Annotated in this window: 25 protein-coding genes; 8 read left to right on the top strand and 17 right to left on the bottom strand. The window is 66.2% G+C overall.

The window, feature by feature from the left end; translation table 11 throughout:
- Positions 1–126 precede the first annotated feature (126 nt).
- The 4 genes from ACFRJ8_RS16905 (at position 127) to ACFRJ8_RS16890 (ending at position 4,919) form a co-directional block, all read left to right on the top strand.
- A complete protein-coding gene (locus tag ACFRJ8_RS16905) occupies positions 127–1,623 on the top strand; it encodes a M23 family metallopeptidase (RefSeq protein ID WP_377987306.1) in 1,497 nt (498 codons plus the stop codon).
- Positions 1,624–1,813: 190 nt separating this feature from the next.
- Entirely contained in the window at positions 1,814–2,299 is a 486-nt protein-coding gene (locus ACFRJ8_RS16900) for a glutathione peroxidase (RefSeq protein WP_377987305.1), read from the top strand.
- A gap of 221 nt (positions 2,300–2,520) precedes the next feature.
- Positions 2,521–3,732 carry a formaldehyde dehydrogenase, glutathione-independent gene (fdhA, locus tag ACFRJ8_RS16895; RefSeq protein ID WP_377987304.1) on the top strand — a complete coding sequence of 404 codons (1,212 nt, stop codon included), beginning with the start codon at positions 2,521–2,523 and terminating at the stop codon, positions 3,730–3,732.
- Positions 3,733–3,977: 245 nt separating this feature from the next.
- Positions 3,978–4,919 (top strand): phosphodiesterase, encoded by a 942-nt coding sequence (locus ACFRJ8_RS16890; RefSeq protein WP_377987303.1) that lies wholly within the window; start codon positions 3,978–3,980, stop codon positions 4,917–4,919.
- Positions 4,920–4,982: 63 nt separating this feature from the next.
- Here the strand turns inward: ACFRJ8_RS16890 and ACFRJ8_RS16885 are convergent, their stop codons facing one another.
- Together ACFRJ8_RS16885 and ACFRJ8_RS16880 are read right to left on the bottom strand one after the other, a co-directional pair.
- Positions 4,983–6,398: a stealth family protein gene (locus ACFRJ8_RS16885; RefSeq protein ID WP_377987302.1), complete on the bottom strand. Its 1,416-nt coding sequence runs from the start codon at positions 6,396–6,398 to the stop codon at positions 4,983–4,985.
- Between the two features lie 316 nt (positions 6,399–6,714).
- Positions 6,715–7,629 carry a hypothetical protein gene (locus ACFRJ8_RS16880; protein WP_377987301.1) on the bottom strand — a complete coding sequence of 305 codons (915 nt, stop codon included), beginning with the start codon at positions 7,627–7,629 and terminating at the stop codon, positions 6,715–6,717.
- Positions 7,630–7,827: 198 nt separating this feature from the next.
- On the opposite strand from ACFRJ8_RS16880, the gene ACFRJ8_RS16875 reads away from it, so the two are divergent.
- Both ACFRJ8_RS16875 and ACFRJ8_RS16870 read left to right on the top strand, forming a co-directional pair.
- On the top strand, positions 7,828–8,127 hold the full coding sequence (locus ACFRJ8_RS16875) for a type II toxin-antitoxin system VapB family antitoxin (protein ID WP_026266597.1): 300 nt from the start codon (positions 7,828–7,830) through the stop codon (positions 8,125–8,127).
- Positions 8,120–8,815 (top strand): LytR C-terminal domain-containing protein, encoded by a 696-nt coding sequence (locus ACFRJ8_RS16870; protein WP_377987300.1) that lies wholly within the window; start codon positions 8,120–8,122, stop codon positions 8,813–8,815. The genes ACFRJ8_RS16875 and ACFRJ8_RS16870 overlap by 8 nt, the downstream gene beginning before the upstream one ends.
- A 67-nt stretch (positions 8,816–8,882) precedes the next feature.
- Here the strand turns inward: ACFRJ8_RS16870 and ACFRJ8_RS16865 are convergent, their stop codons facing one another.
- From ACFRJ8_RS16865 to ACFRJ8_RS16850, 4 genes are all read right to left on the bottom strand, one after another.
- On the bottom strand, positions 8,883–9,521 hold the full coding sequence (locus ACFRJ8_RS16865; RefSeq protein WP_377987299.1) for a TetR/AcrR family transcriptional regulator: 639 nt from the start codon (positions 9,519–9,521) through the stop codon (positions 8,883–8,885).
- Between the two features lie 188 nt (positions 9,522–9,709).
- The gene (locus tag ACFRJ8_RS16860) at positions 9,710–10,486 is read right to left on the bottom strand and encodes a type 1 glutamine amidotransferase domain-containing protein (protein WP_377987298.1); all 777 of its coding nucleotides are present in this window, start codon (positions 10,484–10,486) and stop codon (positions 9,710–9,712) included.
- Positions 10,487–10,529: 43 nt separating this feature from the next.
- Positions 10,530–11,117 (bottom strand): flavodoxin, encoded by a 588-nt coding sequence (locus ACFRJ8_RS16855; protein ID WP_377987297.1) that lies wholly within the window; start codon positions 11,115–11,117, stop codon positions 10,530–10,532.
- 145 nt (positions 11,118–11,262) lie between these two features.
- Entirely contained in the window at positions 11,263–12,120 is an 858-nt protein-coding gene (locus ACFRJ8_RS16850) for an aldo/keto reductase (RefSeq protein WP_377987296.1), read from the bottom strand.
- A gap of 132 nt (positions 12,121–12,252) precedes the next feature.
- Here ACFRJ8_RS16850 and ACFRJ8_RS16845 point away from each other — a divergent pair, with 132 nt between their 5' ends.
- Positions 12,253–13,176, top strand: coding sequence for a helix-turn-helix transcriptional regulator (locus tag ACFRJ8_RS16845; RefSeq protein WP_377987295.1), 924 nt, complete (start codon positions 12,253–12,255; stop codon positions 13,174–13,176).
- 53 nt (positions 13,177–13,229) lie between these two features.
- Here the strand turns inward: ACFRJ8_RS16845 and ACFRJ8_RS16840 are convergent, their stop codons facing one another.
- Positions 13,230–14,480 carry an MFS transporter gene (locus ACFRJ8_RS16840; protein ID WP_377987294.1) on the bottom strand — a complete coding sequence of 417 codons (1,251 nt, stop codon included), beginning with the start codon at positions 14,478–14,480 and terminating at the stop codon, positions 13,230–13,232.
- A 74-nt stretch (positions 14,481–14,554) separates the two neighbouring features.
- Here ACFRJ8_RS16840 and ACFRJ8_RS16835 point away from each other — a divergent pair, with 74 nt between their 5' ends.
- Complete coding sequence (locus tag ACFRJ8_RS16835) at positions 14,555–15,097, top strand: ArsR/SmtB family transcription factor (protein WP_377987293.1); 543 nt, start codon at positions 14,555–14,557, stop codon at positions 15,095–15,097.
- A gap of 30 nt (positions 15,098–15,127) precedes the next feature.
- On the opposite strand, the gene ACFRJ8_RS16830 is transcribed toward ACFRJ8_RS16835, so the two are convergent.
- The 10 genes from ACFRJ8_RS16830 to ACFRJ8_RS16785 all read right to left on the bottom strand — a co-directional run bounded on the left by ACFRJ8_RS16830 (position 15,128) and on the right by ACFRJ8_RS16785 (position 25,988).
- Positions 15,128–16,450 carry a nicotinate phosphoribosyltransferase gene (locus tag ACFRJ8_RS16830; RefSeq protein ID WP_377987292.1) on the bottom strand — a complete coding sequence of 441 codons (1,323 nt, stop codon included), beginning with the start codon at positions 16,448–16,450 and terminating at the stop codon, positions 15,128–15,130.
- 164 nt (positions 16,451–16,614) lie between these two features.
- Entirely contained in the window at positions 16,615–17,361 is a 747-nt protein-coding gene (locus ACFRJ8_RS16825) for a DsbA family oxidoreductase (protein WP_377987343.1), read from the bottom strand.
- A gap of 89 nt (positions 17,362–17,450) precedes the next feature.
- Positions 17,451–17,987 (bottom strand): GNAT family N-acetyltransferase, encoded by a 537-nt coding sequence (locus ACFRJ8_RS16820; protein ID WP_377987291.1) that lies wholly within the window; start codon positions 17,985–17,987, stop codon positions 17,451–17,453.
- A 124-nt stretch (positions 17,988–18,111) separates the two neighbouring features.
- Positions 18,112–18,915: a sugar phosphate isomerase/epimerase family protein gene (locus tag ACFRJ8_RS16815; RefSeq protein ID WP_377987290.1), complete on the bottom strand. Its 804-nt coding sequence runs from the start codon at positions 18,913–18,915 to the stop codon at positions 18,112–18,114.
- A 141-nt stretch (positions 18,916–19,056) separates the two neighbouring features.
- The gene (locus tag ACFRJ8_RS16810) at positions 19,057–20,277 is read right to left on the bottom strand and encodes a substrate-binding domain-containing protein (RefSeq protein WP_377987289.1); all 1,221 of its coding nucleotides are present in this window, start codon (positions 20,275–20,277) and stop codon (positions 19,057–19,059) included.
- Positions 20,277–21,398, bottom strand: a complete 1,122-nt coding sequence (locus tag ACFRJ8_RS16805; RefSeq protein WP_377987288.1) for an ABC transporter permease — start codon at positions 21,396–21,398, stop codon at positions 20,277–20,279. The genes ACFRJ8_RS16810 and ACFRJ8_RS16805 overlap by 1 nt, the downstream gene beginning before the upstream one ends.
- The gene (locus ACFRJ8_RS16800) at positions 21,395–22,432 is read right to left on the bottom strand and encodes an ABC transporter permease (RefSeq protein ID WP_377987287.1); all 1,038 of its coding nucleotides are present in this window, start codon (positions 22,430–22,432) and stop codon (positions 21,395–21,397) included. Before ACFRJ8_RS16800 ends, ACFRJ8_RS16805 begins: the two co-directional genes overlap by 4 nt.
- Complete coding sequence (locus ACFRJ8_RS16795; protein WP_377987286.1) at positions 22,429–24,009, bottom strand: sugar ABC transporter ATP-binding protein; 1,581 nt, start codon at positions 24,007–24,009, stop codon at positions 22,429–22,431. The genes ACFRJ8_RS16800 and ACFRJ8_RS16795 overlap by 4 nt, the downstream gene beginning before the upstream one ends.
- A gap of 69 nt (positions 24,010–24,078) precedes the next feature.
- Entirely contained in the window at positions 24,079–24,975 is an 897-nt protein-coding gene (locus ACFRJ8_RS16790; RefSeq protein WP_377987285.1) for a TolB family protein, read from the bottom strand.
- Positions 24,976–24,992: 17 nt separating this feature from the next.
- On the bottom strand, positions 24,993–25,988 hold the full coding sequence (locus tag ACFRJ8_RS16785; protein WP_377987284.1) for a sugar phosphate isomerase/epimerase family protein: 996 nt from the start codon (positions 25,986–25,988) through the stop codon (positions 24,993–24,995).

Below are 25,988 nucleotides of genomic sequence, written 5' to 3'. Positions count from 1 at the left end.
TAGGGAGGTGAGTTCGTGAAGATTGGGGTCTTGCGGACAGATTGCGGGAGTCACATCGTGGGAAAACACTGGGGAAACTCATCGAGTGAGCAGTCAGCAAGGTCACGGACCATTGCCGTGCGTTGCGTGTCCGGAGGTCTGTGCCTGTCTCTGGCCGTTCTGGCATTCGGTGGCTTTCAGGGGCTGAGCGCGCACGCGCCGTACGGGGCGCCCTCCGCCGTGCCGACCGCCGCCATGCCGCCCGCCGGCGCCGTCGGGCCCGAGGCCCTGGACCCGCTGGCCCACTCCGGGGCGACCGCTGCCTCCGGGACTCTCGGCACGGTCACCGCCGACGCCCAGGCGCTTCTGGCCTTCAGCCGGAGCACCGTGGACACCGTCACCCGGCAAGGAGTGCGTGGCGAGCTTAACGTGGCCAAGGCGACCCTGAGCCGGCCCGCGGCCGGTTTCCTTATGGCCCCGCTGGAATCGCTCGTGCCATCGTCCCCCTTCGGGCTGCGAACCAGCCCCCTGACGGGACACGCAGGCGAGTTCCACTGGGGCCAGGACTTCGCGGCGCCCTGCGGCACGCGGGTCTACTCCGCCGACGCCGGTGTGGTGAGGGCCGTGGGGTGGCACCCGTGGGGCGGCGGCAACCGGGTGGAAATCGACCACGGCAACGGTCTCATCACCACGTACAACCACCTGGAGGCGATCGCGGTCAAGAAGGGCGACTCCGTGCGGGTGGGGGAAGTCATTGCCCGAGTGGGGACCACCGGATCCTCCACCGGCTGCCACCTTCATTTCGAAACGATCCTCAACGGCTCCCACACTAATCCGCGGGACTGGACGCTGCTCCCCATCACGCAGGTGGACCAGCTCGGCCCGATCGACATGACCAGCTACGCACCCGACGCCGGCAAGGCAACCAACACAGGGATTGGCTGGGCGATTCCTGTCCGGGAGGACCTGACCCACGTGGTGGCCGGCGGCGTACAGGAACAACCCGCCGCGGTGGCCGCCAAGCCGCCAGCGAGCGCCTCACCTGCAGCTACCGAAGCCGCCGCCGACTCACCGTCAGCAACGCCTCCCGCCACACCGACGCCGACACCGTCCGGCACTGCCCCCGCGAAGCCGACACCGTCGCCGTCCGGCACCCCTCCTGCGACCCCGACGCCGACCGGAACCGCTCCCGCGACGCCTTCGCCGACCGGTACTACTCCCGCGACGCCGACGCCGTCGGCAACTTCCTCCGCTCCCGCGAAGCCGACGCCGTCGGCAACTCCCTCCGCGACCCCAACGCCCACCCCGACGCCGTCGGCAACTGCCCCCGCGACCCCAACGCCCACCCCAACCCCGACGGGAACTACCCCCGCCAAGCCGTCAGCTCCGGCGCCGGTCATACCGTCGGTAACACCGACGCCCTCCGCGCCCGCATCAGCCTCCGCGACCGCGACAGAGGCTGCGGGCAGTACAGCTCCCGCAGCGCCGCCCAGTCGACCCCTTGCGCCGGCCCCGATCACTGTGCAGCCAGCCCCTGTCACGGCGACAGCTGATAAGCCGAAGCCAACGGCGGCGACGCAGTCGGCCACAACAGCTGTGACAACAAAGGCCTCGCCCACGCCCACGGCAACGCCAAGCCGCTAGCCGCCGCGAAGCCCGTCCACGCCCGGCGTCCATCCACTCACGTCGTCCACCAGCCTGCGACGGGTCCAGGCCACCGGCCCAGCGCCGCGTCCGGGATGCGCACCCATACCCATACGCCTCGGTGCCGAATAATGGGGGAACCAGTTACCAACCCCTGCTCCGGACCACCGACATCGCGAGGACTCGCCCCATGACAGCTCTGCACTCCATTCCCCTGACCCTCATTGACGGGACCGAGACCGATTTTGGCCGGTTCAGGGGAGAGACGGTCCTGGTGGTCAACGTGGCGTCCGAGTGCGGTTTCACGCCCCAATACGCAGGACTCGAGGCACTGCACAACAAGTTCCGCGGCCAAGGCTTCCAGGTCCTCGGCGTCCCCTGCAATCAGTTCGCCGGGCAGGAGCCCGGCGGCGACGCCGAGATCGCCGAGTTCTGCCAGCGCAACTTCGGCGTGACCTTCCCCCTGACGGCCAAGGCCAACGTCCGCGGAAAGAACCAGCACCCGCTCTACGCAGAGCTCACCAAGTTCAAGAACGGACTCCTGCCCGGCCTGGTGAAGTGGAACTTCGAGAAGTTCCTCGTGAACCGCGACGGCGAGGTCATCGCCCGCTTTGCGCCCACCGTGGAGCCGGACTCACCGGAGATCATCGAAGCTGTTCAGTCCGCCTTGGACTAGAACAGCCCGCCCGGATATACGCATCCCCGGCCTCTATCCCTCAGCATGCTTACCCCCTAGACTGGCCGCACCCTCCGACATTCCGGGCACATCCACGGCGCAGTCACCCCTGACGGCCGCCTTCGGTAGTGCGGCCGAAGTGTCCGTGCGGAGGGCGCATCAAACAACTTCGTCAATCACAGCAGGGCCCCGTGCGGGTCCGTGAACGCAGGAGGAATGAGATGACAGGGAACAAAGCTGTTGCCTACAAGGGGCCGGGAAAAGTCGAGCTGATAGACATTGACTACCCCACCTTTGAACTCAAGGACGGCCCGGGGGTCAACCCCGCCAATGTCGGCCGGCAGGTGCGCCACGGCGCCATCATCAAGACCGTTGCCACGAACATCTGCGGCTCGGACCAGCACATGGTCCGAGGGCGCACCACGGCCCCCACTGACCTGGTGCTTGGGCACGAGATCACCGGCGAAGTAGTGGAAGTGGGACCGGACGTTGAATTCATCAAAGTGGGGGACATCTGCTCCGTCCCGTTCAACATCGCCTGCGGGCGCTGCCGGAACTGCAAGGAACGCAAGACGGGCATCTGCCTGAACGTTAACCCCGACCGGCCGGGCAGCGCCTACGGCTATGTGGACATGGGCGGCTGGGTCGGCGGCCAGGCCAACTACGTTCTGGTGCCGTACGCCGACTGGAACCTGTTGAAGTTCCCTGACAAGGACCGGGCCCTTGAAAAAATCATGGACCTGGCCATGCTCTCGGACATCTTCCCGACCGGATTCCATGGCGCGGTCACCGCAGGCGTCGGCCCCGGCTCCACTGTGTACATCGCCGGGGCGGGCCCCGTAGGCCTGGCCGCGGCGACCAGCGCGCACCTGCTGGGTGCCGCCGTCGTGATTGTGGGCGATCTGAACGCGGACCGTTTGGCACAGGCGCGCAGCTTCGGCTGCGAGACCGTTGACTTGACCAAGGGCGGCCCGGCGGAGCAAATCGAGCAGATCCTCGGCGTCCCGGAAGTCGACTCCGGCGTTGATGCGGTGGGGTTCGAGGCAAGGGGCCATGGTGCCGGAGCCCAGGAGGCCCCGGCAACTGTCCTGAACTCCCTGATGGAAGTGACAGCCGCCGGCGGCGCCCTCGGCATCCCCGGGCTCTACGTCACCGGCGATCCGGGCGGGATAGACGAGGCAGCGCGGAAAGGCTCGCTGTCCCTCAGCCTCGGAACGGGCTGGGCAAAGTCGCTGAGCTTCACCACGGGACAGTGTCCGGTCATGAAATACAACCGGCAGCTGATGATGGCAATCCTGCACGACAAGGTACACATCGCCAAGAACGTCAACGCGAAGGCCATTGCCCTGGAGGACGCGCCGAAGGGGTACGCCGAATTCGACGCCGGCGCGGCGACGAAGTTCGTACTCAACCCGAACGGCTACCTGAGTTAGCGCAAAACCCTGTACCCGACGGCACTGCCCGTCCCGCCCCGCTGAGCTGGGGTTTCGGCAGTGCCGCCGGGCGGCGGCGCCCCCGCATATTCCTGCGGGAGCATATGAGGGCATGCCACCTGTTAACGCATGATTTTCCAATATGCCTGTCCCAGTTTTTACATTGTTTGCCCAATGTCTGGTTGGATAGTTCTTACTGAGAGGGACACTGGAGGCACCGCTTCCACCCAACCAAGAAGGTAGCAATGGAGCGCATCGAGGCCGAGCACCCCCGGCCACGTCATTTCCTACTTCACCTGAGCGACCCCCACTTGCTGGGGGGTCCGCAACCCCTGCACGGCGTCGTGGACAGCGAAGCCCTGCTCCGGCAGCTCTTCGAGGAGGTCCAGGCCTCGGGGGCCCGCCCCGAAGCGGTGATCTTCACGGGGGACCTCGCTGATCTCGGGGAACCGGAAGCCTATGCCAAGCTCCGCGCTATCGTGGATCCGGCGTGCAGGGCCATGGGGGCGAAGGTCATCTGGGCGATGGGCAACCACGACAACAGGGCCAATTTCCGGGCCGGGCTCTTGGACCAGGCCGACAACGACGCCCCGGTGGACCACAGCTACTTCGTCAACGGGCTGCGCATCATCACCCTGGACACCTCTGTGCCCGGCTTCCACCATGGCGAACTGAGTCAGGACCAGCTGGATTGGCTCGCTGCTGAACTGGCCACCCCGGCCCCGGACGGGACCATCCTGGCCTTGCACCATCCGCCGGTGCCGTCCGTGCTGGACTTGGCCGTGCTCGTGGAGCTGCGGGGCCAGTCGGCGCTGGCCGGCGTCCTGCGCAACTCCGATGTCCGCGCCATTCTGGGCGGCCACCTGCACTACTCGACCACCGCCACATTCGCCGGCATCCCCGTGTCCGTGGCCTCAGCCACCTGCTACACCCAGGACCTGAACGTTCCCGTGGGCGGCACCCGCGGCCGCGACGGCGGGCAGGCGTTCAACCTGGTCCATGTCTACGAACACACGATCGTGCACTCCGTGGCGCTGCTGGGCGATACGCCGGCCGTCGGCGAGCTTGTCACTCCTGCGGAAGCCCAGCGCCGGCTCGCCGCCGCGGGGATTTCGATCCCGGAGAAGGCCAAACTCGAGGCCCCCGCCCGGACGGCGGCGCACCCCAAGTTCACCACCCTGAACTGATACAGGCGCCGCCTGGCGTCGTTACGCCCTGACCGGCGCGGCGCCAGCTTCGGTCACGTTTCGTTACTTCTCCCAGGGCGCCTTGATGGGGTAGTACTTCTCCAGGAAGTCCGTGACCAGCTCGGCGCGCTCTTCCGCCGGGACCTCCGGGAAGCTGCCGTCGTTGAGGCAGAAGAAGTCCATGTTCCGCTTGGCAAGGAGCTTGGGCAGGTAGTTCAGGCCCGCCCGCGCCGTGGTGTCCACATATCTCACCTTGGCAGCCGTCTGGGTCACGGCCCGGCCCGTGAGCAGCGCGTAGTAGTGGTAGAACGAATTGGTCACGGAGATGTTGTCCGCGGCCCGGAACGTGCTTGCGGCGGTCTTGGCAAACTCGGCCGGGAACTCCTGTTCCATCTGCTCCACCACGCTGCGCCGCAGCGGGGCAGCCGTGTGCTCCAGGTGCCGGGTGGTGATGCGGCCGAAGCGGTTCCAGAGCAGCTTGCGGTTGACCCGGGCGGCGTTCTCAAAGCCGCTGCGTTCGGCGTCATTGTCGCCCAGCCCAATCCGGGTCTCAGCCTCGATGAACTTCGTGATGCCGCCGGGGGTGAAGAACATGTCCGGTCCCACGGCTCGGCCGAAGAACATGTCGTCGTTCGAATACAGGAAGTGCTCGGAGAGTCCCTCGATGTGGTGCAGCTGGCACTCCACGGCCTGCGAATTGTGCGTGGGCAGAACCGACGTGTCGGCGAAAAACTCTTCGCTGCGGACGATTGTCACGCCTGGGTGCTCCGCTAGCCATGACGGCGTGGGGGAGTCCGTGGCGATGAAGATCCGGCGGATCCACGGCGCAAACATGTACACCGAGCGCAGGGCGTACTTGAGCTCGTCGATCTGGCGGAAACGGGCTTCGTGGTCATCTCCCTCGCCCACCACCACTCCCTCCATGCGGGCACGGCGGGCCGCGATGTACTCGGGGGAGCTGCCGTCAACCCATGAGAACACCAGGTCGACGTCGAAGCTGATGTCGCTGGCATGGTCCGCGAACATGTTCTCGATGGTGGGCCACGTGTGGCCGTAGCGTTCCACGGTGCCGCGCACCGCGTCCTGGGCCAGCATGGTGCGGCGCGTCAGGGAATTCTCGATCGGCAGGATCAGCTGGTCGCCTTCGAAGCTCCACAGCTCCAGCTGGACGCCGGCGGAAGCGCCGAATTCAAAGCCGCCCTCCGGTTCCACCCTGGGCCGGTACAGCCGGAAGATCCGGGACTGCCGGTTCGGCGACAGCTCGCCGTCGGCCACCAGCACGGAGGACTTCTTCTTGGCGTCCACGCTCATGGAATAGAACGGCTCGTCGCGGCACGCTTCCACGAGGGCGTCGCGGAGTTCCTTGCGGTCTTTCCAGTCGACCGCGATCACCGGGCGGTGGTTGTTGCCGCGGACCAGCAGGTAGTTGAGGCCCGCGTCGGCCAGGACGGAACGCAGGAACATCAGGTCCTCGACCATGGCCTGGTACGGCGTTCGGTTCTCGTTGATCAGCGCGTAGCGGCCGCGGCGACGGACAACATCGGAGCGGGTCCGGAATCTGGCGACGGCGGCCGCCGACGTGATCTCGGCGTGGGCGTCCGCGGATGCCTGGCTGCCATAGTAAATCTCGTCTTGGATCGCTGCTTCGGTAATGTCTGAGCTCCCGCTTCTTTGAGTGCGTTGGTGTCTCCTTGCATGATAACGCGGGCCTCAAAATTGCCGCGGAAAACCGGCCGGCACCCGGGTGCATGACGACGGAATGTGACGGCGGATTGTGACGACGGCGGAACGGGCCTCAGCCGGTGACGACGGCCAGCCAGTGGTGCAGGAAGGCGCCGCCGGCGTCGTCGTGGATGACGTCCTCGGCGAGCCCCAGATCGGCAGCCGTGAGCACCTCGTAGGGTTTGACCGGGATGCCGTCCGCGGGCCGGACGTCCACGTGCTTCACGGCGTGATCGTTGTGGTGCAGCCAGTCGGCCATGGCGTAGTCCGTGCGGGAATCGCCCACCGTGCGCCAGGCCTGCGGCGTGATGCCCTGGGCGGCCAGGAACTCCACGGCCCGGCTCGCGCCCAGGTCCTTGCCGAGCCGGACCGATTCGATGTCGGTGGAGATGATGGTCGGATCGACGCGGTAGTCGACCTGGTCATCAGAATTGGGGACGTGGTGGTCCAGCCGCACCACGCCGAGCCCGTGCTGGGCCATGAGGCCCATGGCGTCGGCGTCGAAGAGTTCCTGCTCGGCCAGGTAGTCAGAGCTGGCGACGGCAATGTGCTGTTCCACGGAAACCATGGCCCGCTTGGTTTCGTCGTAGAACATGTGGGCGGAGTAGTCCTCGGCGACCAGCCGGCGGACGTCGTCGCCGAAGGCCTGCGGGATGGCGAGCTCACGGTCCACGTGGACCGGGCCGGGGCCTTCCGCGGTGTAGCTGAACCAGACGGCGCCCTTCTCGCAAATGGCGTGGATGAGGGTACCGGCGGGCATGCCGGCAGCGATCATCGGTTCCATGACCTGCTCGCGGATGAAGGCGTCGGACCGTCCCGTGTTGAAGATGACCGGCACGCCGGCGGCGGCCAGGGCCACCAGGTCCGCGATGATGCCGGGCTGCACAACGCGGGTGACCGGACTCGCGACCGGACCGTCGACGTCGAGCAGCAGCGCCAGCACGGGGGCCGACGGCGACGGAACAGGGGCAGTCTCGGGTGAACTCATGTGGCCATTCTGTCAGCAGCGCGGAACGTTTGCGTGAACTGTGCAGAAGATCGACTGCCCGGCGCTGGATGTGCGCTGGATGTGCGCTGTTGTGATAAGAGAGCGCATCATGTGACAGATGGTTACTCTTTGGCCACAACCTCACGCCGCCCGTGGACTTTGATTCCTTCGGGCGTCCAAGTTCCCTAGGCTGGCATGGTGATATTCAAAGCTGTGGGCGAGGGACGCCCGTACCCCGACCATGGTTACACCACGCCCAAGGACTGGGCGGCCCTGCCGCCGCGTCCGGTCCGGCTTGATGAGCTGGTGACCACTAAGCGCACCCTGGACCTGGAAGCCCTGCTGGCCGAGGACTCCACGTTTTTCGGAGACCTCTTCCCGCACGTCGTGGAATACCGCGGCGTCCTTTACCTTGAAGACGGCCTGCACCGGGCAGTCCGCACAGCATTGCACCAGCGCACCGCAATTCACGCGCGGGTCCTCGTGATAAATGGCTAGGAAACCGCGAGACCTCAAAATTCTGCACGGGCACCGCGTCATCAGTGGCTCCGAACTGCGGGCCACGTTCGTGGAGCAGGAAGATACCGCAGACAACCCCGTCCGGCTGCGACGCAGGATCCTGCACGGCGTGGTCCTGCTGATGCTGGTTGGCATGATCGCGGCGGCGATCTTTGTGGCCCTCGCCATCATGAACGGCCAGATCAAGCTTCCCGCGACGGCGGAGCGGAGCAAGGCGGCAGTGTCGCTGTGTCCGAAGGCCACTTACGACTACATGCCGCCGGGTAAGGTCCACGTCAACATCTACAACTCCACGAGCCGGCCGGGACTGGCCCGGACCGTGGCCGATCAGCTCGCTGCCCGGAAGTTCCTCGTGGGTGCCGTGGGGAACACCACGTCGAGCTACCGCGGGGTGGCGCTGATCGTCTCCGGTGCCGCCGGCCAGTCGGCCGCCTTCAGTGTCCAGCGCAACGTGCCCGGGTCGGACTATGTCCAGGACGGCCGGACGGACCCAAGCGTGGACGTCATCGTTACCGGCGACTTCAAGGCACTGGCCAAGCCGGAACTCGTGGACCAGACGCCGGGCCAGCTCAGCTGCCCTCGCGAGGACCGGCGCATCGTGGATGACTCCACGGTGCCCATCACGCCGACGGCCACGCCGGCGGTCTCGCCGACGGCGGCGGGCTAGGGCACGCAGCCAGGGAGCCGCAGCTTAGCTGGCGGCGCGCTCCGGTGACGGGTCCGAAAGCCGCAGCTCAGCCGGCGGCGCGGACCGGGCGGCCGGCGTCGTCGAACCTGGCCCCGGCCCCCAGCTGGATGAACCGCACCGTCCGCGCCAGCCGCGCCTCGGCCTCGGCGTCCTGGCCCGCGCCGTCGCCCCGGGCCGCGCTCGAGGAGAGCGTGCCGTGGATGAGCTGGGCGAGCTGGGCGATGTCCGACTCGGGCAGGTAGCCCTGGGCCATGCCGTCGCGCAGGATGCCCCGGAGGAGCACGCTGAGCTCGCCCACATGGTCCGCGAGTTTGGCGAACGACGACGGCGAGAGCACCGCCGCCATGGCCGGCCCCGGCGGCAGATGGCGCCGGCTCAGGTCCTCCACCTGGGCCCGGACGTACACGGCCAGTCGCTCCACCGGGTTCTCCAGCGCATCGAGCGATTCGCGCAAGTCCAGCAGGAACCGCTCCGTCTCGTCCAGGGCGTAGGCGATCAGGAGCTCTTCGATGTCCGCGTAGTAGTTATAGACGGCGGTCCGGCCGATCTGAGCGTGGCGCGCGACGTCGGTCATGGTCAGGCCGGGCAGCCCGTGGGTGAACAGCAGCTCCCCGAACGCGGTCAGGATGCGTCGCTGGGTCTCGGCACGTTGGGCGGCGTTGCTGGCGGCCGAAATCCTGGGCATACGGACACTTTAGCGCGATCTGTCACTAAAGCGGCCGGGTGGCGGACTGTGACACGGCCGGCGCGGCATCGGCGCGCAACCTGAAGCACGGCGGCGCTGCGCCGGACACTGTGGGTTGCCGGCGCACGTACGCCGACTGGCGGCCGCCCCGTCGTCGGGGTGGCCGCCAGTTCAATGCGCTCTTGGTCTTAGTGCTCCGCTTCCGCGGCAGCCTTCTTGGCGCTTTTCTCGGCGTCCTTCTCGGCGCGCAGAGCATCCGTCTCGTGCTGTTCTTCGGCTTTTTCCTGGTGGATGACCTCTGCGAACAGCTTCTCCATCTCCTTGGCCACGCCGGCGGCTGAGGCCGGGTTCTGGCCGGTCACCAGCCGATCGTCAACCGCCACCTTCTCCTCAAAGACACCAGCGGAGACGTGGGTGGCGCCCTGTTCCTCAAGCCGGTCTGCCAAAAAGAACGGGATGACCTTGTCCTTCCCCGCGGCAACCTCCTCGTCGTTGGTGAAGGCAGCCACCTTCCGGCCCTCGACGAGGCGAAGCCCGTTCTTCAATTCCACGTTCAGCAGGCCGGCCGGTCCATGGCAGACCGCGCCCACCAGGCCGCCGGCGTTGTAGACGCTGGCCACCAGATTCTGCAAACCTTCGCTGTCCGGGAAGTCCCACATGGTGCCGTGGCCGCCCACGAGATAGACGGCGTCGTACTGGTCGGGATCAACGACGTCGACGCGGGCCGTGTTGTAGAGACCGGCGCGCGTGGTCTCGTCCTCCGTGAAGGCGACCTGGATGGGGTCTTTTGAGTCCACCGCGTCGCGCGGGGGCTGGCCGCCCTGGATGGACGCAAAGTCGACGAAATGCCCGGAGTCTTTGAAGACCTTCCAGGGATGTGCGGCCTCGGCCACGTTGTAGCCGGTCTTCTCGCCGGTATCGCCGATCTCGGAAACGCTAGTCAGTACCATGAGGATTTTCTTCATGAGGTGCTCCTTTCGTCCAACTTCCACCCTACGCCCAGCCCAATTAACCCTGGAGGAGCCCGGCGCGGCGCAGCCAGGCCTCGACAGGCGGTCCGGCGTCCCGGGTTTCCTCGCCCCGCACCGCGAGCCCTTCGCCGATAGTCGCCCCCGGGCAGGAGCGGGCGTAGTCTCGTTCGGTGGTGCCGAGCCCGCTCATGGCGTGCGTGGTGACGGGGTGGACTGTTTTGCCGGTGAAGTCGTAGCTCTCGGCGAATGTCGCCATGATCATCGGCGCCCTGACGTTCCAGATCCCGCTGGCCAGCAGCACGGTGTCGTACTGCTCGATCGCGGGCAGCGGCGAGGCAATGGCCGGGCGGGCGTTGCCGTCCTGCTCGCGGACGTTGCGTACGACGGTCGCGTCGTAGCCGTTGGGGTAGGGGTCGGCGGCCTCGATGCGGTGCAGGTCGCACGCGATGAGGTTGCCGATCATGCCTGCCAGCACCTCGGTGTTGCCGACGACGAGGTTGGAGCGGCCGCCGTAATGGTAGTTCTCCCCGGCGCGTGAGAAGTAGGCAAGCAGGACCCGCCGGCCTTCCCCGGCCTCTGGCGTGTCCTGCATGGACGGAGAAGTGGCCTTGTCTTGGGAGGGCATGGGGCGTTCCGTTCTTCCGCGGCGCAGCCTGATGTTCCGGCCGTGATCATGGCCGCGCCTAGACCGCTCACGGCCGAACGCAGGACGGAGCGCCGGCTTATGGTCTCTGGGCTCGGGATCATCTGTCGGTCACCTGGACGGCAGGCTAGCCGATCCTGCGTCCGCCCAGCCAACCCACCATGGCGGGATCACGGTGGTCGAAGAAGAGGCTGGCGCCGGTATCCAGTGTGGCGATCTTGCCCAGTTGCTCCTCGGTGAGCTCGAAGTTGAAGACGTCGAGGTTCTGGGCCATCCGCTCCGGACGCACGGACTTGGGGATGACGACGACCTCGCGCTGGATGAGCCAGCGGAGCACCACCTGGGCGACGGATTTGCCGTGTGCCTCGGCGATGGCGCTGAGGACCGGATTGGTGAAGATGTTGTTCTTTCCCTCGGCGAATGGCCCCCAGGACTCGAGCTGGACGCCGCGTTCGCGCATCAGTGCCTGGTCGGCGGCGCGCTGGTGGAAGGGGTGGGTCTCAATCTGGTTGACGGCAGGGACGATCTCGTTGTGGTCGATCAGGTCGACAAGCCGGTCCGGGTGGAAATTCGACACACCGATCGCACGGACCAGGCCTTCCTTGTGGAGGTCCTGCATGGCCCGCCATTCACTGTAGTAGTCCCCGAGCGGCTGGTGGATCAGGTACAGGTCGAGGTAGTCCAGTCCCAGCCGGCTGAGTGAGTTTTCGAAGGCGAGCCTGGTGTCGTCCTGGACGCTGCCGGCCGGGGCGTGCTGGATCCACAGCTTGGTGGTGACGAAGAGCTCCTCGCGGGCGATTCCGCTCGCCTTGATTGCAGCGCCGACGGCCGCCTCGTTGCCGTAGGAGGCCGCCGTGTCCAGGTGCCGGTAACCGGCAGCGAGGGCTGCTTCGACGGCGGCCTGGGTTTCTGCGTCGGGGATCTGGAAGACGCCGAAGCCGAGGAGCGGCATCTGGACGCCGTTGTTGAGGGTGACGGTATTCATGGGATTCCTTGCAGGATGGGGAAACTGGACTGATTCCAGAAAACCAGCCAATTCTGCCGCGCGGGAGTGCCTGCTGTGCGGTGTACTGGCAGTTCCTGTTAGGCCGGGGCGGGCCGCCGTAGCGTAGAGGCCATGGAGAACAGTCAGGACGTCCGCGAGTTCCTCATGAGCCGGCGGTCGCGCATCACACCCGCCAAGGCCGGGCTGCCCGCCTACGGCGGGACAAGGAGAGTGGCCGGCCTCAAACGCGAGGAAGTGGCCATGCTGACCGGCGTCAGCACCGAATACTATGCCCGGCTCGAACGCGGAAACCTGCGGGGAGTCTCCGAGAGTGTCCTCGAATCCCTCGCCGCGGCCCTCCAGCTCGATGAGGCTGAACGGGCCCACCTGCTCGACCTCGCCAAGGCCGCCGCGCCATCGCGGGCATTAGAAAAGCGCCGGGTGCGGGCGGAACTGCGCCCCAGCGTTCATCGGATCCTGGCCGGGATGACAGGCACGCCCGCCTACGTCCGCAATTCACGCATGGACATCGTGGCCGCCAACAGCCTCTGCTTCGCCCTCTACGGGGGCATCCTCAGCCCCGACACCCTGCCCCTGAACCTCGCCCGGTTCATGTTCCTCGACCCACGAGCCCGGGACTTCTTTCTCGAATGGAACACCCTGGCAGATGACCTCGCCGCCGCCCTCCGCACCGAAGCAGGCCGCAACCCTCGCGACCGGGCCCTGAACAGCCTCATTGGTGATCTCGCCACCGGAAGCACGGAATTCTCGACCCGCTGGGCACGGCACAACGTCCGCTTCCACCGCTCAGCTACCAAGACACTGCACAACCCGCTGGTGGGCGACATCGAACTTACGGGCGATTCACTCGAACTCCCCGGCGAGGGACTGACCCTCATCGCCTACACCGCGGAACCGGGAAGCCATGCCCAGCAACAACTCGACTTCCTCACCAGCTGGAGTGCAACCGGAAAAAGCCCGGCCGAAGCGGCTCCAGCCAGCGCGCACACCTCAACCACCCAGCCACCCGAAGGCGAGTCGCGGGGCCGGCCATGAGCGCCACATGACGCTGCGAAAACGCCGATCGTTAGATCCCACGCCGTAGCAACTTAGGATTCGACGTCGGCCGCGGCAATGGCCTTGTCCGTGAGGATGGGCATCATCCCGAGTAGCGCGAGGGTCAGCATCCCCATGATGCCGAACATGACCTGCAGTCCCAGCCATTGGGCCAGCAGGCCGCCCGCTGCTGCGCCGAGCGGCATGGTGCCCCAAGCCAGCAGCCGGTAGGCGCTGTTGATTCTGCCCAGCAAGCGGTTGGGAGTAATGCGCTGCCGCAGGGATACGGTGATGACGTTCCACAGCACGATCAGAATGCCGCCAACAAAGAGGATTGGGCCAAGAACATAGGGGTTGTCGGTCAGGGCGGGCGCACCTACGAACAGCGTGACCCCGAAGACCGTGAGCGTCAGCGACTTCGACCGCCCCAGCCTGGCCTCCACCCATTCGGAGATGAACGAGCCGACGAAGGCGCCGAGAGCCGAAGTGGTCAAGAGCAGGCCGAACCCCACTTCGGACAGTTCCATTTCCGATGCCGGACCCACGGCAAACAGCACCAAGACCGCGAAGGCCGCGCTGGATGCGAAGTTGAACACCCCGGTCATCACCGCGAGCGTGCGAAGGATCTTCTGGTTCCAGAGGAACCGCAAACCCTCACCAATGTCGAATCGCAGTGTCGTCTTCTGCTCCCGCTCTATGCGAAAAGCCCCCGGGATCAGGAGCAGGCCACCGACGGCGGCAAGCCACAGGGCCGCTGGCACTGCAAGGCCCGCAACGACGCCGATAGCCACCAGCAGCCCGCCCAGCGGTGGGCCAATGAACTGGTTGGCGGTGAGCTCGACGGCGTAGAGCCGGCCGTTGGCGCGCGAGAGCTGATCCCTGTGCACCACCTGGGGAATGATCGACTGCGCGGAGGTGTCATAGAGCGTTTCGGCCACACCCACCATCAATGCCACTACGTACAGAGCCCAAATGGAGCCGAAATCCAGCAGGATGACGGCAACCAGCGCAGCGGGCAGCAGCGCACGGCTGAGGTTGGCCCACAACATGAGCTTGCGCCGATCCAGCCGGTCGGCCAGCGCTCCGGCAGTCAGGGCGAAGAGAAGCCAGGGAAGCGTCGCGGCGACGGTCAGCCCGGCAATCAGCGTGGGTGACTGGGTGAGCTGAATGGCCAGCAGCGGCAGCGCGATCTTGAAGACGCCGTCCGCGAGGTTGGACAGCCCGGATGAGGTCCATAGCTTCCAGTAGGACGCACCCAGGGGCGCGCGGCCCCGTTCCTTCACCTGCAAAGCGGGAACAGTCATACGTGAACCATTCCCTATTGATTGAGAAAATTCAAGGTGGTTGAGTCCAGTAAATCAGTTTGTAGGATGGGAACATGACGGACGCAGAGCAGACAAGCGCGAACAAGAAAAAACCTGTCGCGAGCGCCCGGGAAATTAAGGCGCTGGCCCATCCGCTGCGCTTGAGGATCCTGCGCCTATGCGGGCTCCACGAACTGACCAACAAGCAACTCGCCGACCGTCTGGACCAGGATCCGGGGACGATGCTCTATCACGTGCGGCAATTGCTTTCCACCGGCTTCCTTGAGCCTGCGGAGGTCCGCACGGGGCCCAGTGGTGCGCTGGAGAAGCCGTACCGTTCCACGGGCCGGTCTTGGAATCTGGACACAGCTCTGCGTGAAGCTGGTCCGGACGGTCCGCTGGCACCGATCGAGGCGTTTCGGGAAGAGCTGACGGAAGCAGGGCCGGATGCGCTTGCCAGCCTCTCACGCTTCGTTCTGCACCTCTCCGAGGAAGACGCTGAGGACCTCATTACGCGCATCGAAGCTGTGCTGAACGAATACACCGACAGCGATCGGCAGCGATCGGACCAGCCCGCATACGGCGGCATCTTTGTCCTGCACCGCTCGCCAGACTAGGCCGCAGCGAGGAGCCGCTTGGCCGCAGCCCTATTCGTAGATGGTGGGGAGGGCCGGCTCGCCGGGCTGCAGCCTGTCCACCACCCGGGGCAGTTCTGCCATGGAGGCCGTGTGCCGTTCCCGTGCCCGCGCCACCGCCTCCGGTCCGGTCCAGCCGGGAAGGATCTCTCCGTCCTTCATGAACTGCTGCAGGAGGGGGCGTCCGTTGGTGCCGGCGCCCGGCGGGTGGCCGACGCCGAGGACCTCGTGCGTGGCGGTGCCGCGGTCATTGAGGCGGCGCACGGCGAACTTGCGCCCGCCCATGTTGATCTTGTCCTTCGAGGTCTTCGCCACGGCAGTCAGCTCACCGGAGCCCCCGGCCCGGCTCACCAGCTTGTAGACCATCCCGGCCGTGGGCGCCCCGGATCCGGTCACCAGCGACGTGCCGATGCCATAGGAATCGGCCGGGGCAGACCGGAGCGCTGCGACCGAGAATTCATCCAGGTCCGAGGTCACCACGATCCTGGTGTGCGTATTGCCGAGGCTGTCCAGGAGTTCGCGGACCCAGCGCGCCTGGGCCACGAGGTCTCCGGAGTCCAGCCGGATCGCCCCGAGTTTGTCTCCGGCGAGGTCGACGGCGGCGCGGACCGCCGCTTCGACGTCGTACGTGTCCACGAGCAGCGTGGTGCCGGGTCCCAGCGAGGCCAGTTGCGCCGCGAAGGCCTCGCGCTCGGAGTCGTGGAGTAGGGTGAAAGAGTGGGCCGCGGTGCCGATGGTCCGGAGGCCATAACGCCGCCCGGCAGCCAGGTTGGACGTGCCGGAAAAGCCGGCGATCACGGCCGCGCGGGCCGCAGCGGCGGCAGCTTCCTCGTGGGTGCGGCGGGAGCCCATCTCAATGCAGGGCCTGCCGCCGGCGGCACTGATCATCCGGGACGCGGCCGCGGCGATGGCGCTGTCATGGTTCAGCACTGACAGGACGTAGGTTTCCAGGACACAGGCCTCGGCGAACGTCGATTCGACGATTAGGACGGGGGAGTGCGGGAAATACGCTTCACCCTCCGGATAGCCCCAGATGTCGCCGGAGAACTGGAAGGCGGCCAGCTGGTCCAGCGTGTCCTCATGGACCACGCCGGTGCTGCCCAGAAAATCGAGGTCGTCCTGCTCGAAGCGGAAATCCGCGATCCCCTCAAGGAGCCGGCCGGTGCCGGCTACTATGCCGTACCGACGCCCGGCCGGCAGCCCCCGGGCGAAGGCCTGGAAGACGGACCGGCGCTGTGCGGCCCCGGAGTGCAGAGCCGCCTGGAACATGGTCAGCTCATAGTGGTCGGTAAACAGGGAGGTCCGGCGTCCGTCCGGGCCGGCCGAAGTATCCATGCTCCACTCTAGGCCGGGCGTGGCCGCCTGGCCCCACGGGCTGCGTGGCCGCCAGGGCGGCGAGTTCGCCGGAATGCTTCGTGGTCGCGGGAAACTTCCGGCGAATTCGGACGATTGCGGCGAACTCGACGACGGCGGGCCGAGTTCGGGCTCAGACGGTGGGCTCAGACGGCGCAGCCGTCGGGCCCGCAGGCCCCGGAATCCGCGGGACCGGAATCCGCGCCGGGGGCCCCCGCGGCGGCTCCGGCATCGGCGGCGCCCACCATGACCAGCGGGTGGCTGTCCTGCCACGCCTGCTCGAGGGCCGCGCTGAAGGTCTCCGCGGGCTGGGCGCCCGAGAGCCCGAACTTCCGGTCAATCACGAAGAACGGGACGCCGCTGAGGCCCAGCGCGCGGGCCTCGGAGATGTCGTTGCGGACGGCGTCGGCGTAGGCGTCCGTGCTGAACAGTTCCGCCAGTTCGCCGGCGTCGAGCCCGAGGTCCAGACCCAGGGCGGTCAGGTACTCCTGGCTGCCGATGTCCTGACCGTGCTCGAAGTGGTCGCTGAGCAGGCGTTCCTTCGCGGCGTCCTGCTGGCCGTGGGCGGCGGCGAGGTGGATCAGCCGGTGGGCCGTGAAGCTGTTGGCCACCACGACGGCGTCGAACCGGTAGTTCAGCCCCTCACCCTTGGCCTGCGCCGCGACGTGCTCGAACATCTGCGTTACCTGCGACGGGGCCAGGCCCTTGCGGGTGCTCAGGTAGTCCAGTTCGGTGCCGTCGTAGTGCTCCGGGAGCGTGGGGTCCAGCTGGTAGCTGCGCCACTGCACCTCTACGGAATCGCGGTGCGGGAAGGCCGCGAGGGCGGTTTCGAATCGGCGTTTGCCGATGTAGCACCAGGGGCACGCGACGTCGGACCAGATCTCAATCTTCATGCCGGCAACAACCCCGGCGGCGCCGGGTCCATTCCCTTTGCGGCCTGTCGGCTTCGTCACGGTGTTACGGACCCAGCGTGCCTGAGTGCTCACAGCGCGACCGGGCGCTCCATCACGAAGTCGTGCTCCACGGTGTTGCCCAGCTGGAAGGACTTGGTGCCGACCTTGCGGAAGCCGGACTTTTCGTAAAACCGGATGGCCCGGGCATTCTGGCTGTTCACGCCGAGCCAGAGCCCGCGGGCGCCGGCCGCCGCGGCCGCCCCGATGCTGGCGTGCATCAGTTCGGCCGAGGCGCCGAGCCCGTGGTGCTCCGGGTGGACGTAACACTTGCTGAGCTCGGTGCACGGCAGTTCGCTCAGGACCGCGGCCACCTCCGGGTCCCGGGTGGGGCGGGCCACCAGCAGGCTGTAGCCGCGGAGGTCGCCGTCGGCGTCGATCACCAGCACCGTTACCGCTGGATCGGCCAGGTATGCCCGGAAATTGGCCTCGCTCAGGGTATTGGCCACGTGCGCCGCGATGTCCTCCGGCCGGGATTCCGGCGGGCACGCCAGCGGAAAGGTGATGGCCGCGAGTGCGGCCAGCCTCCCGGCGTCGTCCGCGATTGCTGTCCGAATCTGGTGCGTCATGGTGAATCTCCTGGCAAGGGCTGAAATTCTTCGCCGGCTGAGGCCGTCAAACCACGCCTCCCGCCGGCGCTAGCTGTCCAGAAGAGATTCTAGTGAGTGGTGGTCCCTATGCCCTGCAGGGCGCTCACAGGCCGCGCAGGAAAGCCAGGCCACTCTTGGCCAACTCGTCCTGGCTCGGTGCCAGCGGGCGCCAGATCGACGCAGCGACAGCAATGGCGGCGTTGTCGACCGTGAAACTTTCAATGTTGAGGGGCCCCGTGTAACCCACTTCATTCAGCACTTGCAAGAAGCCTTTCCAGTCGGTCTGGTCCCCACCGGGGGCGCCGCGGTCGTTCCCGCAGACTTGCACGTGCACCAGGTGTTCGCCGGCGGCCCGGACCGCCGCGGCTACCGAACGCTCCTCGATGTGAAGGTGGTAACTGTCCAGCGCGAGGCCGACGCCTTTCCCGAGCAGCGGCCCGAAAGCCTCAAGCGCCTGGTCCACCGTGTTTATCAGCGACGTTTCATACCTGTTCAGGGGCTCGATCCCCAGCACCACACCCGCCTCCTGGGCCAGGGCCGCGACCGGCTGGAGGTTTAGGCGCAGCTCCGCGTAGGCGTCCCGCCGCTGCTCCGGAGACATACGCCAGACCCGGCCGGTCTGGGCGTAGAAGGGTCCGCAGACAGTGGGGGAGCCGATGCTGCTGGCCATGGTGATGCAGGCTGCCAGGTAGGCTTGCGTTCTTTCCACGGAACCCGGATCCGTTGCCACCAGGTCCCGGCCCGGTGCCATTGCCCCCACCACAAACGGTTTAAGCCCGCTTGCCGCGAGGGAATCCAGCACCGCTTCGGGCGTGAAGTCGCCGTCGTTTTCCAGCGGGAGTTCGACGGCGTCAAACCCCAAAGCGGCGATTTTCGCCAGCAGTGCGGGCAGGTTGTTGTCCGTCAAGGGCGATTCCCACACCCAGGTACTGATTCCGGTCAGGCGCCTCACGCTGCCACCGTCCATCTGTCTTGTCCTGCCGCCGGTAGACGGCGGTCCCGCGGGAAGTTTCCGCGGGACCGCCGGGCCGCGTCAGGGCGAAATGTGTCAGGGCATCTGCCGTTTCTGCCAGACCTCCGGGTAGCCGGGCAGGTCCTCGCCGCCGAACTTGGCGTAGTGCCCGCTCGGCATGCCCTGGTTTCGCTGCAGCCACGTGTCCAGCTCGTCTGCCAGGATGGGCTTCTGCGGCAGAACCCATTCGGTCGGGATCTGCTCGCCCTTGAAGATCTTTTCCAAGGCCAGCAGCGGCGTCCGCCACTGGAAGTTGGAATAGACCGGGGCCATGGCAGTAATACCGGTTTGCTTCCACTTGGTCAGGAAGCTCATCTCATCCTCGCCGGTCATTACGGGCAGGGGCTTGCCGGCATCCTCGAAGGCCTCGAGGGCAGCCACCGCACCGTCTCCGGCGTCCATCCAAACTCCCTTGACGTCACCCGTGGCCAATTCATCGGAGATGATGTTCTTGATCTTGGTGGGGTCGGCGCCCGTGAAGTAGTCCTTGGCTTGGATTCCCTTTTCCGCGAAGATCTTCTTGGCGGCGGCCCAGCGGTGCTCCAGCACGTCCACTCCCGGGAGGATGCGAAGGGCCACCACCTTGTCCCCCGACTTAAGCTTGTCGCTCAGGAAAGTGGCGGTATCGATGCCCCAAGCAAATCCGCCGATCGGGTGGATGAACGTGGTGGCGCACTTCGTCTCCACACCGCGGTCAAACACCACCACGGGCTTGCCGGTCTGGCAGGCACGTTCGACAGCCTGGGTGAGGGCCGCGGTGGAATTGGGCGAAATGACGAACGCATCGCATTTTCCCTCAGCGATGAAATAATCGATGTCAGCAATTTGGGTGTTGTCGTTGTCCTTGGCATCCCGGGTTTCCATTGCGGAGATGACCCCGGAGCTCTGGAGCGCCTTGAGCTGCTGGTTCATGGTGATCCAGCCGGTCTGCCGCCACGGGTTGGAGATGGAGGCGTTTGCGAAGCAGACCTTTTTCGGTCCCTTGGCGGCGTATTTGGACGTGTCCGACATTGGGCCCGCAATGTACTGCAGGTAGGGCTGCTCCGGGCTCCCTTCAAAGGTTGCTGAGCGCTGCTTGTTCTGTGTGTCGTAGAGCGCCTGGTCGAACCAGTCTTTGCTTGCCGGGCTGCTTGTCGTCTGGGAGCCGGTGCCGGCTCCCGTCGTTTGGGTGACGGACGGCTCGGTGGTACATGCGGTCAGGGCCACCAGCGGCAGTGCTGCTGCGAGGGCGATCGTTCGGACAGAGTTATTGCGCATCAGATTCTTCCTCCTCCTTGTTCGGATTGTTCGGTGCCCTCGGCAGGCGTGGTTGTTGCGGCCAACTGGTGTTGTTCGTCATGGGCAGAAGCAGTGGCTCCCTTGCGTTTGCGCTGCCATGACTTGGATGCTGCGGCCACAGCAATGATGATGATGGCTCCCTGCACCGTGTCCCGCCAGGTTGCCTGGACTCCCATGAAGTTCAGGAGGGTGAACAGCGACTCCAGGGCGAACGCCCCGGCGGCGGCGGACAGCACCCATCCCCGCCCGCCTCCCAGCACAACGCCCCCGAGGACGACGGCGGTGATTGCCGTGAACTCGTAACCGCGGCCCACCGACGGGTGCACGCCCGCGTAACCCACGAGCAGAATGCCGGCCAGGGTGGCCGACAGCGACGACATCATGAAGGCCCGCGTCCGCACCCACCAGACGCGTGAGCCGGCCAATGCGGCTGCCGCAGGATTGTCCCCGACCGCGATAAGCATCCGGCCGAAGGGCCGGCGCATCAGTACGACCGCCGTGATCGCCACGGCGGTCAGGATAAGGACCGGGTAGGGAATGATGCCCAGAACCGGGACGTTTTGGATGCCGCCGCGCCCGATCTGCCGGAAGCTGTCTGCAGGGTTCCCTTGGGCCGCGCCGCCGGTCCAGTAGAGCACCAGCCCGAGCAGGGCCAGCATCATGCCCAGCGTGACAATGAAACTCGGGACCTGCAGCAGGGTGGTGATCAGTCCGTTCACCAGTCCGATGACGGCGCCCAGCACCAGCATCAGGACCAGGACAGGGATCACCTTGGCATCGTCCTGCCTGATCAGGTTGCCGGCGACGATGACCTGCATGGTCACGACGGATCCCATCGACAGATCGAATTCGCCGCCGACAATCACGAAGTACTGGCCGATGGCGGCGATTGCGATCGGAGCAGTCCTGCCGATGAACCGGATGAAGGAGCCAGGCTCTCCGAAGGACGGGTTCAACACGATGATGGCCGCCAAGAGGACGATCAGAAGGATGAAAATGGCTCCGCCGGGGGTACGCAGGGCGCGCACAAGCCGCTCGGAACGGCTGGCACGGTTCTGCTTGAGAATCGCGCTGTGCCCGGAGTCCAGCGCGGTACTCATGACCCCTCCGCGGCCATTGGCTGTGCGGCGGATGTTTCAGCGGAACCCTTCGCGGCGAACCGTTCCGGTCTGCTGACAATCCGGCGCTTGGCATAGACGGCGACAGCGACCACGATGACTACGCCCCTGACCACGTCCTTCAGGAACGGGTTGACCTGCATGACGGACATGATGTTGTCCAACATGGCGAAAATCAGAACGCCGCCGAGGGTTCCGGTGATGGTCCCCTTGCCGCCGGACAGCAGCGTGCCGCCGAGCACGACTGCGGCGATGGAGAGCAGATCGTAGCCGCCCTGGGAACCGACAGTAGGGCTGCCCACGCCCAGCCTGCTGGCTAGGAGCAGCCCTGCCATCCCCGCCAGCACTGAGCAGATGATGTGCGCCGTGATGACCGGCACGTCAACGCGGATTCCGGACGTGCGGGCCACGGCAATGTCACCTCCGACGGCGTACAGATGGTGCCCCACGCGTGTGCGGTGCAGGAGCAGCATGGCGAGGCCGGCGCAGGCCAGCATGATGATCGTGGAGATCGGAACCGGGCCGAGCCCAGTGGCTCCGACGAGGCGGAAGGCCAGCGGGGTCTCGCCGAAGCTGCCCTTGAAATTGGTGGCGAGGTAGCCGCTGATGATCAGCCCCACACCAAGCGTGGCGATGAATCCGTGCACGTTCAGGCGGGCAACGATGAGCCCGATGGCGAGCCCGATGACTGCAGCCGTCCCTAGGGTAAGCAGGACCCCGGACAAGACGTTGTCTGGGTTGTTGGCCATCACGCCGGCCGCGATGAGGCTGGCCAGGCTGGTGACATACGGAACTGAGAGATCCAGGCTGCCAGCCAGGATGACCAGTGTCTGGCCGATCGCGATGAAGCCCAGCACGCTGGTTCCGGTCAGGATGCTCGAGATATTTCCCGGGCTGAAGAAACTCCGCCCGACGGAGTTCACCAGCAACGCACCCAGGATGAGTGTCACCAGCGCCACCAGGTAGACGATCTGGGTGGAGGACAGTCTCTGGAAGAAGCCAGCTCGGCGTTTCATGCCTCTCCTTCAGGTGCGGTCCTGGCGCCGGTTCCCAGTTGGAGGATGGCTTCTTCCGACGTTCCGGCCGGCAGTTCACCGACGAGCCGTCCATCGCGCATCACAAGGATCCGGTCCGACATGCCGATGACTTCCGGGAGTTCGCTGGACACCATCAAGATGGCCTTGCCCTCCGCCGCGAGCTGGCGCATCAACCGATAGACCGCCACTTTGGCACCCACATCGATGCCACGGGTGGGTTCATCCAGCAGGACGAGCCGGGGCCGGATAGCCAGCCACTTGGCGAGGACCACTTTTTGCTGGTTACCGCCCGACAGGTACTGCACCTCCTGGTCCAGGTCGCGGGCTATGACCTCAAGGGACGAAAAAACGCCCGGAATTTCCGTCCTGACAGCTCCTGTGCGGCGCGGGAAAACCGACCGGATGACACTGAGTGCGTTATCCAGGATGGACTGGTTCAGGGTCAAGCCCTCCGCCTTGCGGTCCTCTGTGATCAGGGCCATCCGGGCCCCCACGGCTTGGCGCGGCGACTTAGGCCGCAGCTGCGCGCCGGCCATCTTCATCGTCCCGCGGGTGAAGGGTGCGGCGCCAAAGATGCCATGAAGCATTTCCGTGCGGCCGGACCCTTGAAGCCCTGCAAGGCCCACAATCTCACCCGGCCGAATGCTGAGGCTTATCCCGTCTAGCTGGCCGTTTCCGGCGCCCTGCAGCTCGAGGAGGGGCTTCTCCCCAACGCCGCCAACGTCCACGTCCTCCCGGGGGAGCTTGTCCGGGAAGAACGCCGAGATGGGACGGCCCACCATCAGCCGGACCAGCTGGGCGTCGTCGAGTTCGGATGTGGGCAGTGTACTGACCACCTTGCCGTCCTTTAGGACGGTGATGACGTCGCAGAGGTCGAACACTTCGCGCAGGCGGTGGGAGACATAGAGGATGGCCGTTCCACGTTCACTGAGGCGTGCCACGATCTGGTAGAGAAGATCAACTTCCGCCCCGGCCAGGGCCGCGGTGGGCTCGTCCATGGAGATGATCCGAGCATCGTAGCTGACGGCCTTCGCGATCTCCACGATCTGCTGCTCAGCCACCGACAGACTTCGCACCTGCCTGGTGGGCCGGATGGCGGTGATCCCCAGGGAATCGAGTAGCTCCGTTGTCTGGGAATTCATCAGCGCCGTGTTCACCAGCAGTCCGCGGCGCGGCTCCCGGCCCAGATAGATGTTCTCCGCCACCGTCCGGTCCGGCAGGAGGTTGAACTCCTGGAATACGGACGACAGTCCGGCTTCGTAGGCCTTGGTGGGGTGGCTGAAGCTAACCTCCCGGCCGTCCAGAAGCACGGTTCCGGCGTCGGGCTGGTACACCCCGGCCAGCACCTTCATCAGGGTGGACTTTCCGGCGCCGTTTTCCCCCACGAGGCCGTGCACCTGGCCCCGGTGAAGGCTTAGATGGGCATCCTCCAGTACGGGTACGCCGAAAAAACTCTTGGTCAGTCCGCGAACCTCCAGGATGGGAGGTGGTACGGGGGAGCCGGCAGGGAGCGCCTCGGAAGCAGACACGGCATCAGTTTCGCTGTGGTTCTCCATCGAGGCGTCCTCCAAGAGCTAACTGTTACAGGGCCGATTCTGATCCGTCAAGGAATTGGCAAGTGCTCACTATTGCGGCTTTTCCATCGGGTAGGCGACGTAGGCAAACCGTGCCGAGTCCGGTGACCAGCTGTTGACGTTGAGCGTTCCCTGGCCGCCATACAGGGGCCAGGTGTGCAGCGGCGCGGTCCAGTCCTGTACGGTGACGGCGACGATTTCGACCGCCAGATCGGCCGGATGGCCAACAGTTCCGGGCGGAAACCTCAGGTAGGTGGCAAGGGCGCCGTCGGCGGAGATGTGCGGGAACCAGTCGACCGTTTCGCTCGCGACGAGGCGCTCAATCCCGCTTCCGTCCACCCGGACGCGGGCGATCTGCGCGTGACCCGGCCGGCTGCTGAAGCTCTCGGTGTTGAGGTAGATCCATTCGCCGTCGGGCGAATATTCGGGTCCGTCGCAATGCCCTTGCCCGACGTCGATGGTCGCCGAAGGTCCGCCGCCGGCGGGCAGCGTGAGGAGGCGGCCCGGCGTCGTGAAATCACCGGCCTCGATGCCAACGTAGGCGAGGCGCTCGCCGTCAGGGCTCACGCCATGGAGGAAGTGGAAGAACCCGTCCTCTGCCGTGATCCGGGTGGCCGGGCCGCCCGCAAGGTCGGCGCGGTAGATGTGGCCGTCGTTGGCCGAGAGGTAGATCAGGCCGCCCGGACCGAGCACGTGATCATTGTTCAGATCCGGGATGTCGGAGACGGGCACCTCGCCGAGCGAGCCCGTGCCGAGGTCCAGCCGCCACAGTACACCTGCCCCGTTGAGGACGAGCCCGGCATTGTCCGGTGTCCAGTTGGGCGCCTCGAGGAGGACCTGGTCCGTGGCGTAGACCAGGTCCCGCGCGCCGGTTGCCGCGGACGCGATCCAGACCTCGCAGCGCTGGCCAGGCTGCAGCTGGCGCGGCGCGATGGTGTTTCCCGCCATGGCTGGGGACGTCCCGGCTACTGGTTGAAGGCAGCGTCGAAGGAGGTGTTCGACGCCGGGAAGTCGAACTTCTTGAGCGCGGCGAGGGCCTCGGGGGCGCCGTGAAGCCGGTCCATGCCGGCGTCCTCCCACTCGACCGAGATGGGCCCGTCGTAGCCGATCGCGGCCAGGGCGCGGAAGGACGATTCCCACGGCACGTCCCCGCGACCGGCGGAGACGAAGTCCCAGCCGCGGCGCGGGTCGCCCCAGGGCAGGTGCGAGCCCATGACGGTGTTGCGGCCGGTGGGCCGAAGCTTGGTGTCCTTGCAGTCCACGTGGTAAATCCGGTCCTTGAAGTCCCAGATGAAGGAGACCGGGTCGATGCCCTGCCACATGAAGTGGGACGGGTCCCAGTTCAGGCCGAACGCCTCCCGGTGCCCGATCGCCTCAAGGGTCCGGACGGTGGTCCAGTAGTCATAGGCGATCTCGGAGGGATGGACCTCGTGCGCGAAGCGGACCCCGCATTCGTCGAAGACATCCAGGATGGGGTTCCAGCGGTCGGCGAAGTCCTGGTAGCCGGCCTCGATCACCTTTTCCGGGACGGGCGGGAACATTGCGACGTACTGCCAGATGGAGGAGCCGGTGAACCCGACGACGGTGTCGACGCCGAGGGCTTTGGCGAGCCGTGCGGTGTGCTGCATTTCCTCGGCGGCGCGTTGGCGGACGCCTTCGGCGTCGCCGTCGCCCCAGACCTTGGGCCCGACGATCGCCTCGTGCCGGAAGTCGATCGGGTCATCACACACGGCTTGGCCCTTGAGGTGGTTGGAGATGGCCCAGACCTTGAGGTTGTATTTCTCCAGCACGGCCAGCTTGGACTCGACGTAGCCGGGCTCGTCCCAGCGCCACGCGTCCAGGTGGTCGCCGGAAACGGCGATTTCCAGGCCGTCGTAGCCCCAGCCGGAGGCCAGGCGCGCGACTTCCTCGAACGGCAGGTCGGCCCATTGGCCGGTGAACAGGGTGAAAGAGTGGGGCAC

This window comes from Arthrobacter sp. NPDC056886 (genome assembly GCF_042788715.1).
In the GTDB taxonomy this organism is placed as follows: domain Bacteria; phylum Actinomycetota; class Actinomycetes; order Actinomycetales; family Micrococcaceae; genus Arthrobacter.
Note: the sequence above shows the minus strand (reverse complement) of the source record. Positions and strands in the feature narration are given on the sequence as shown.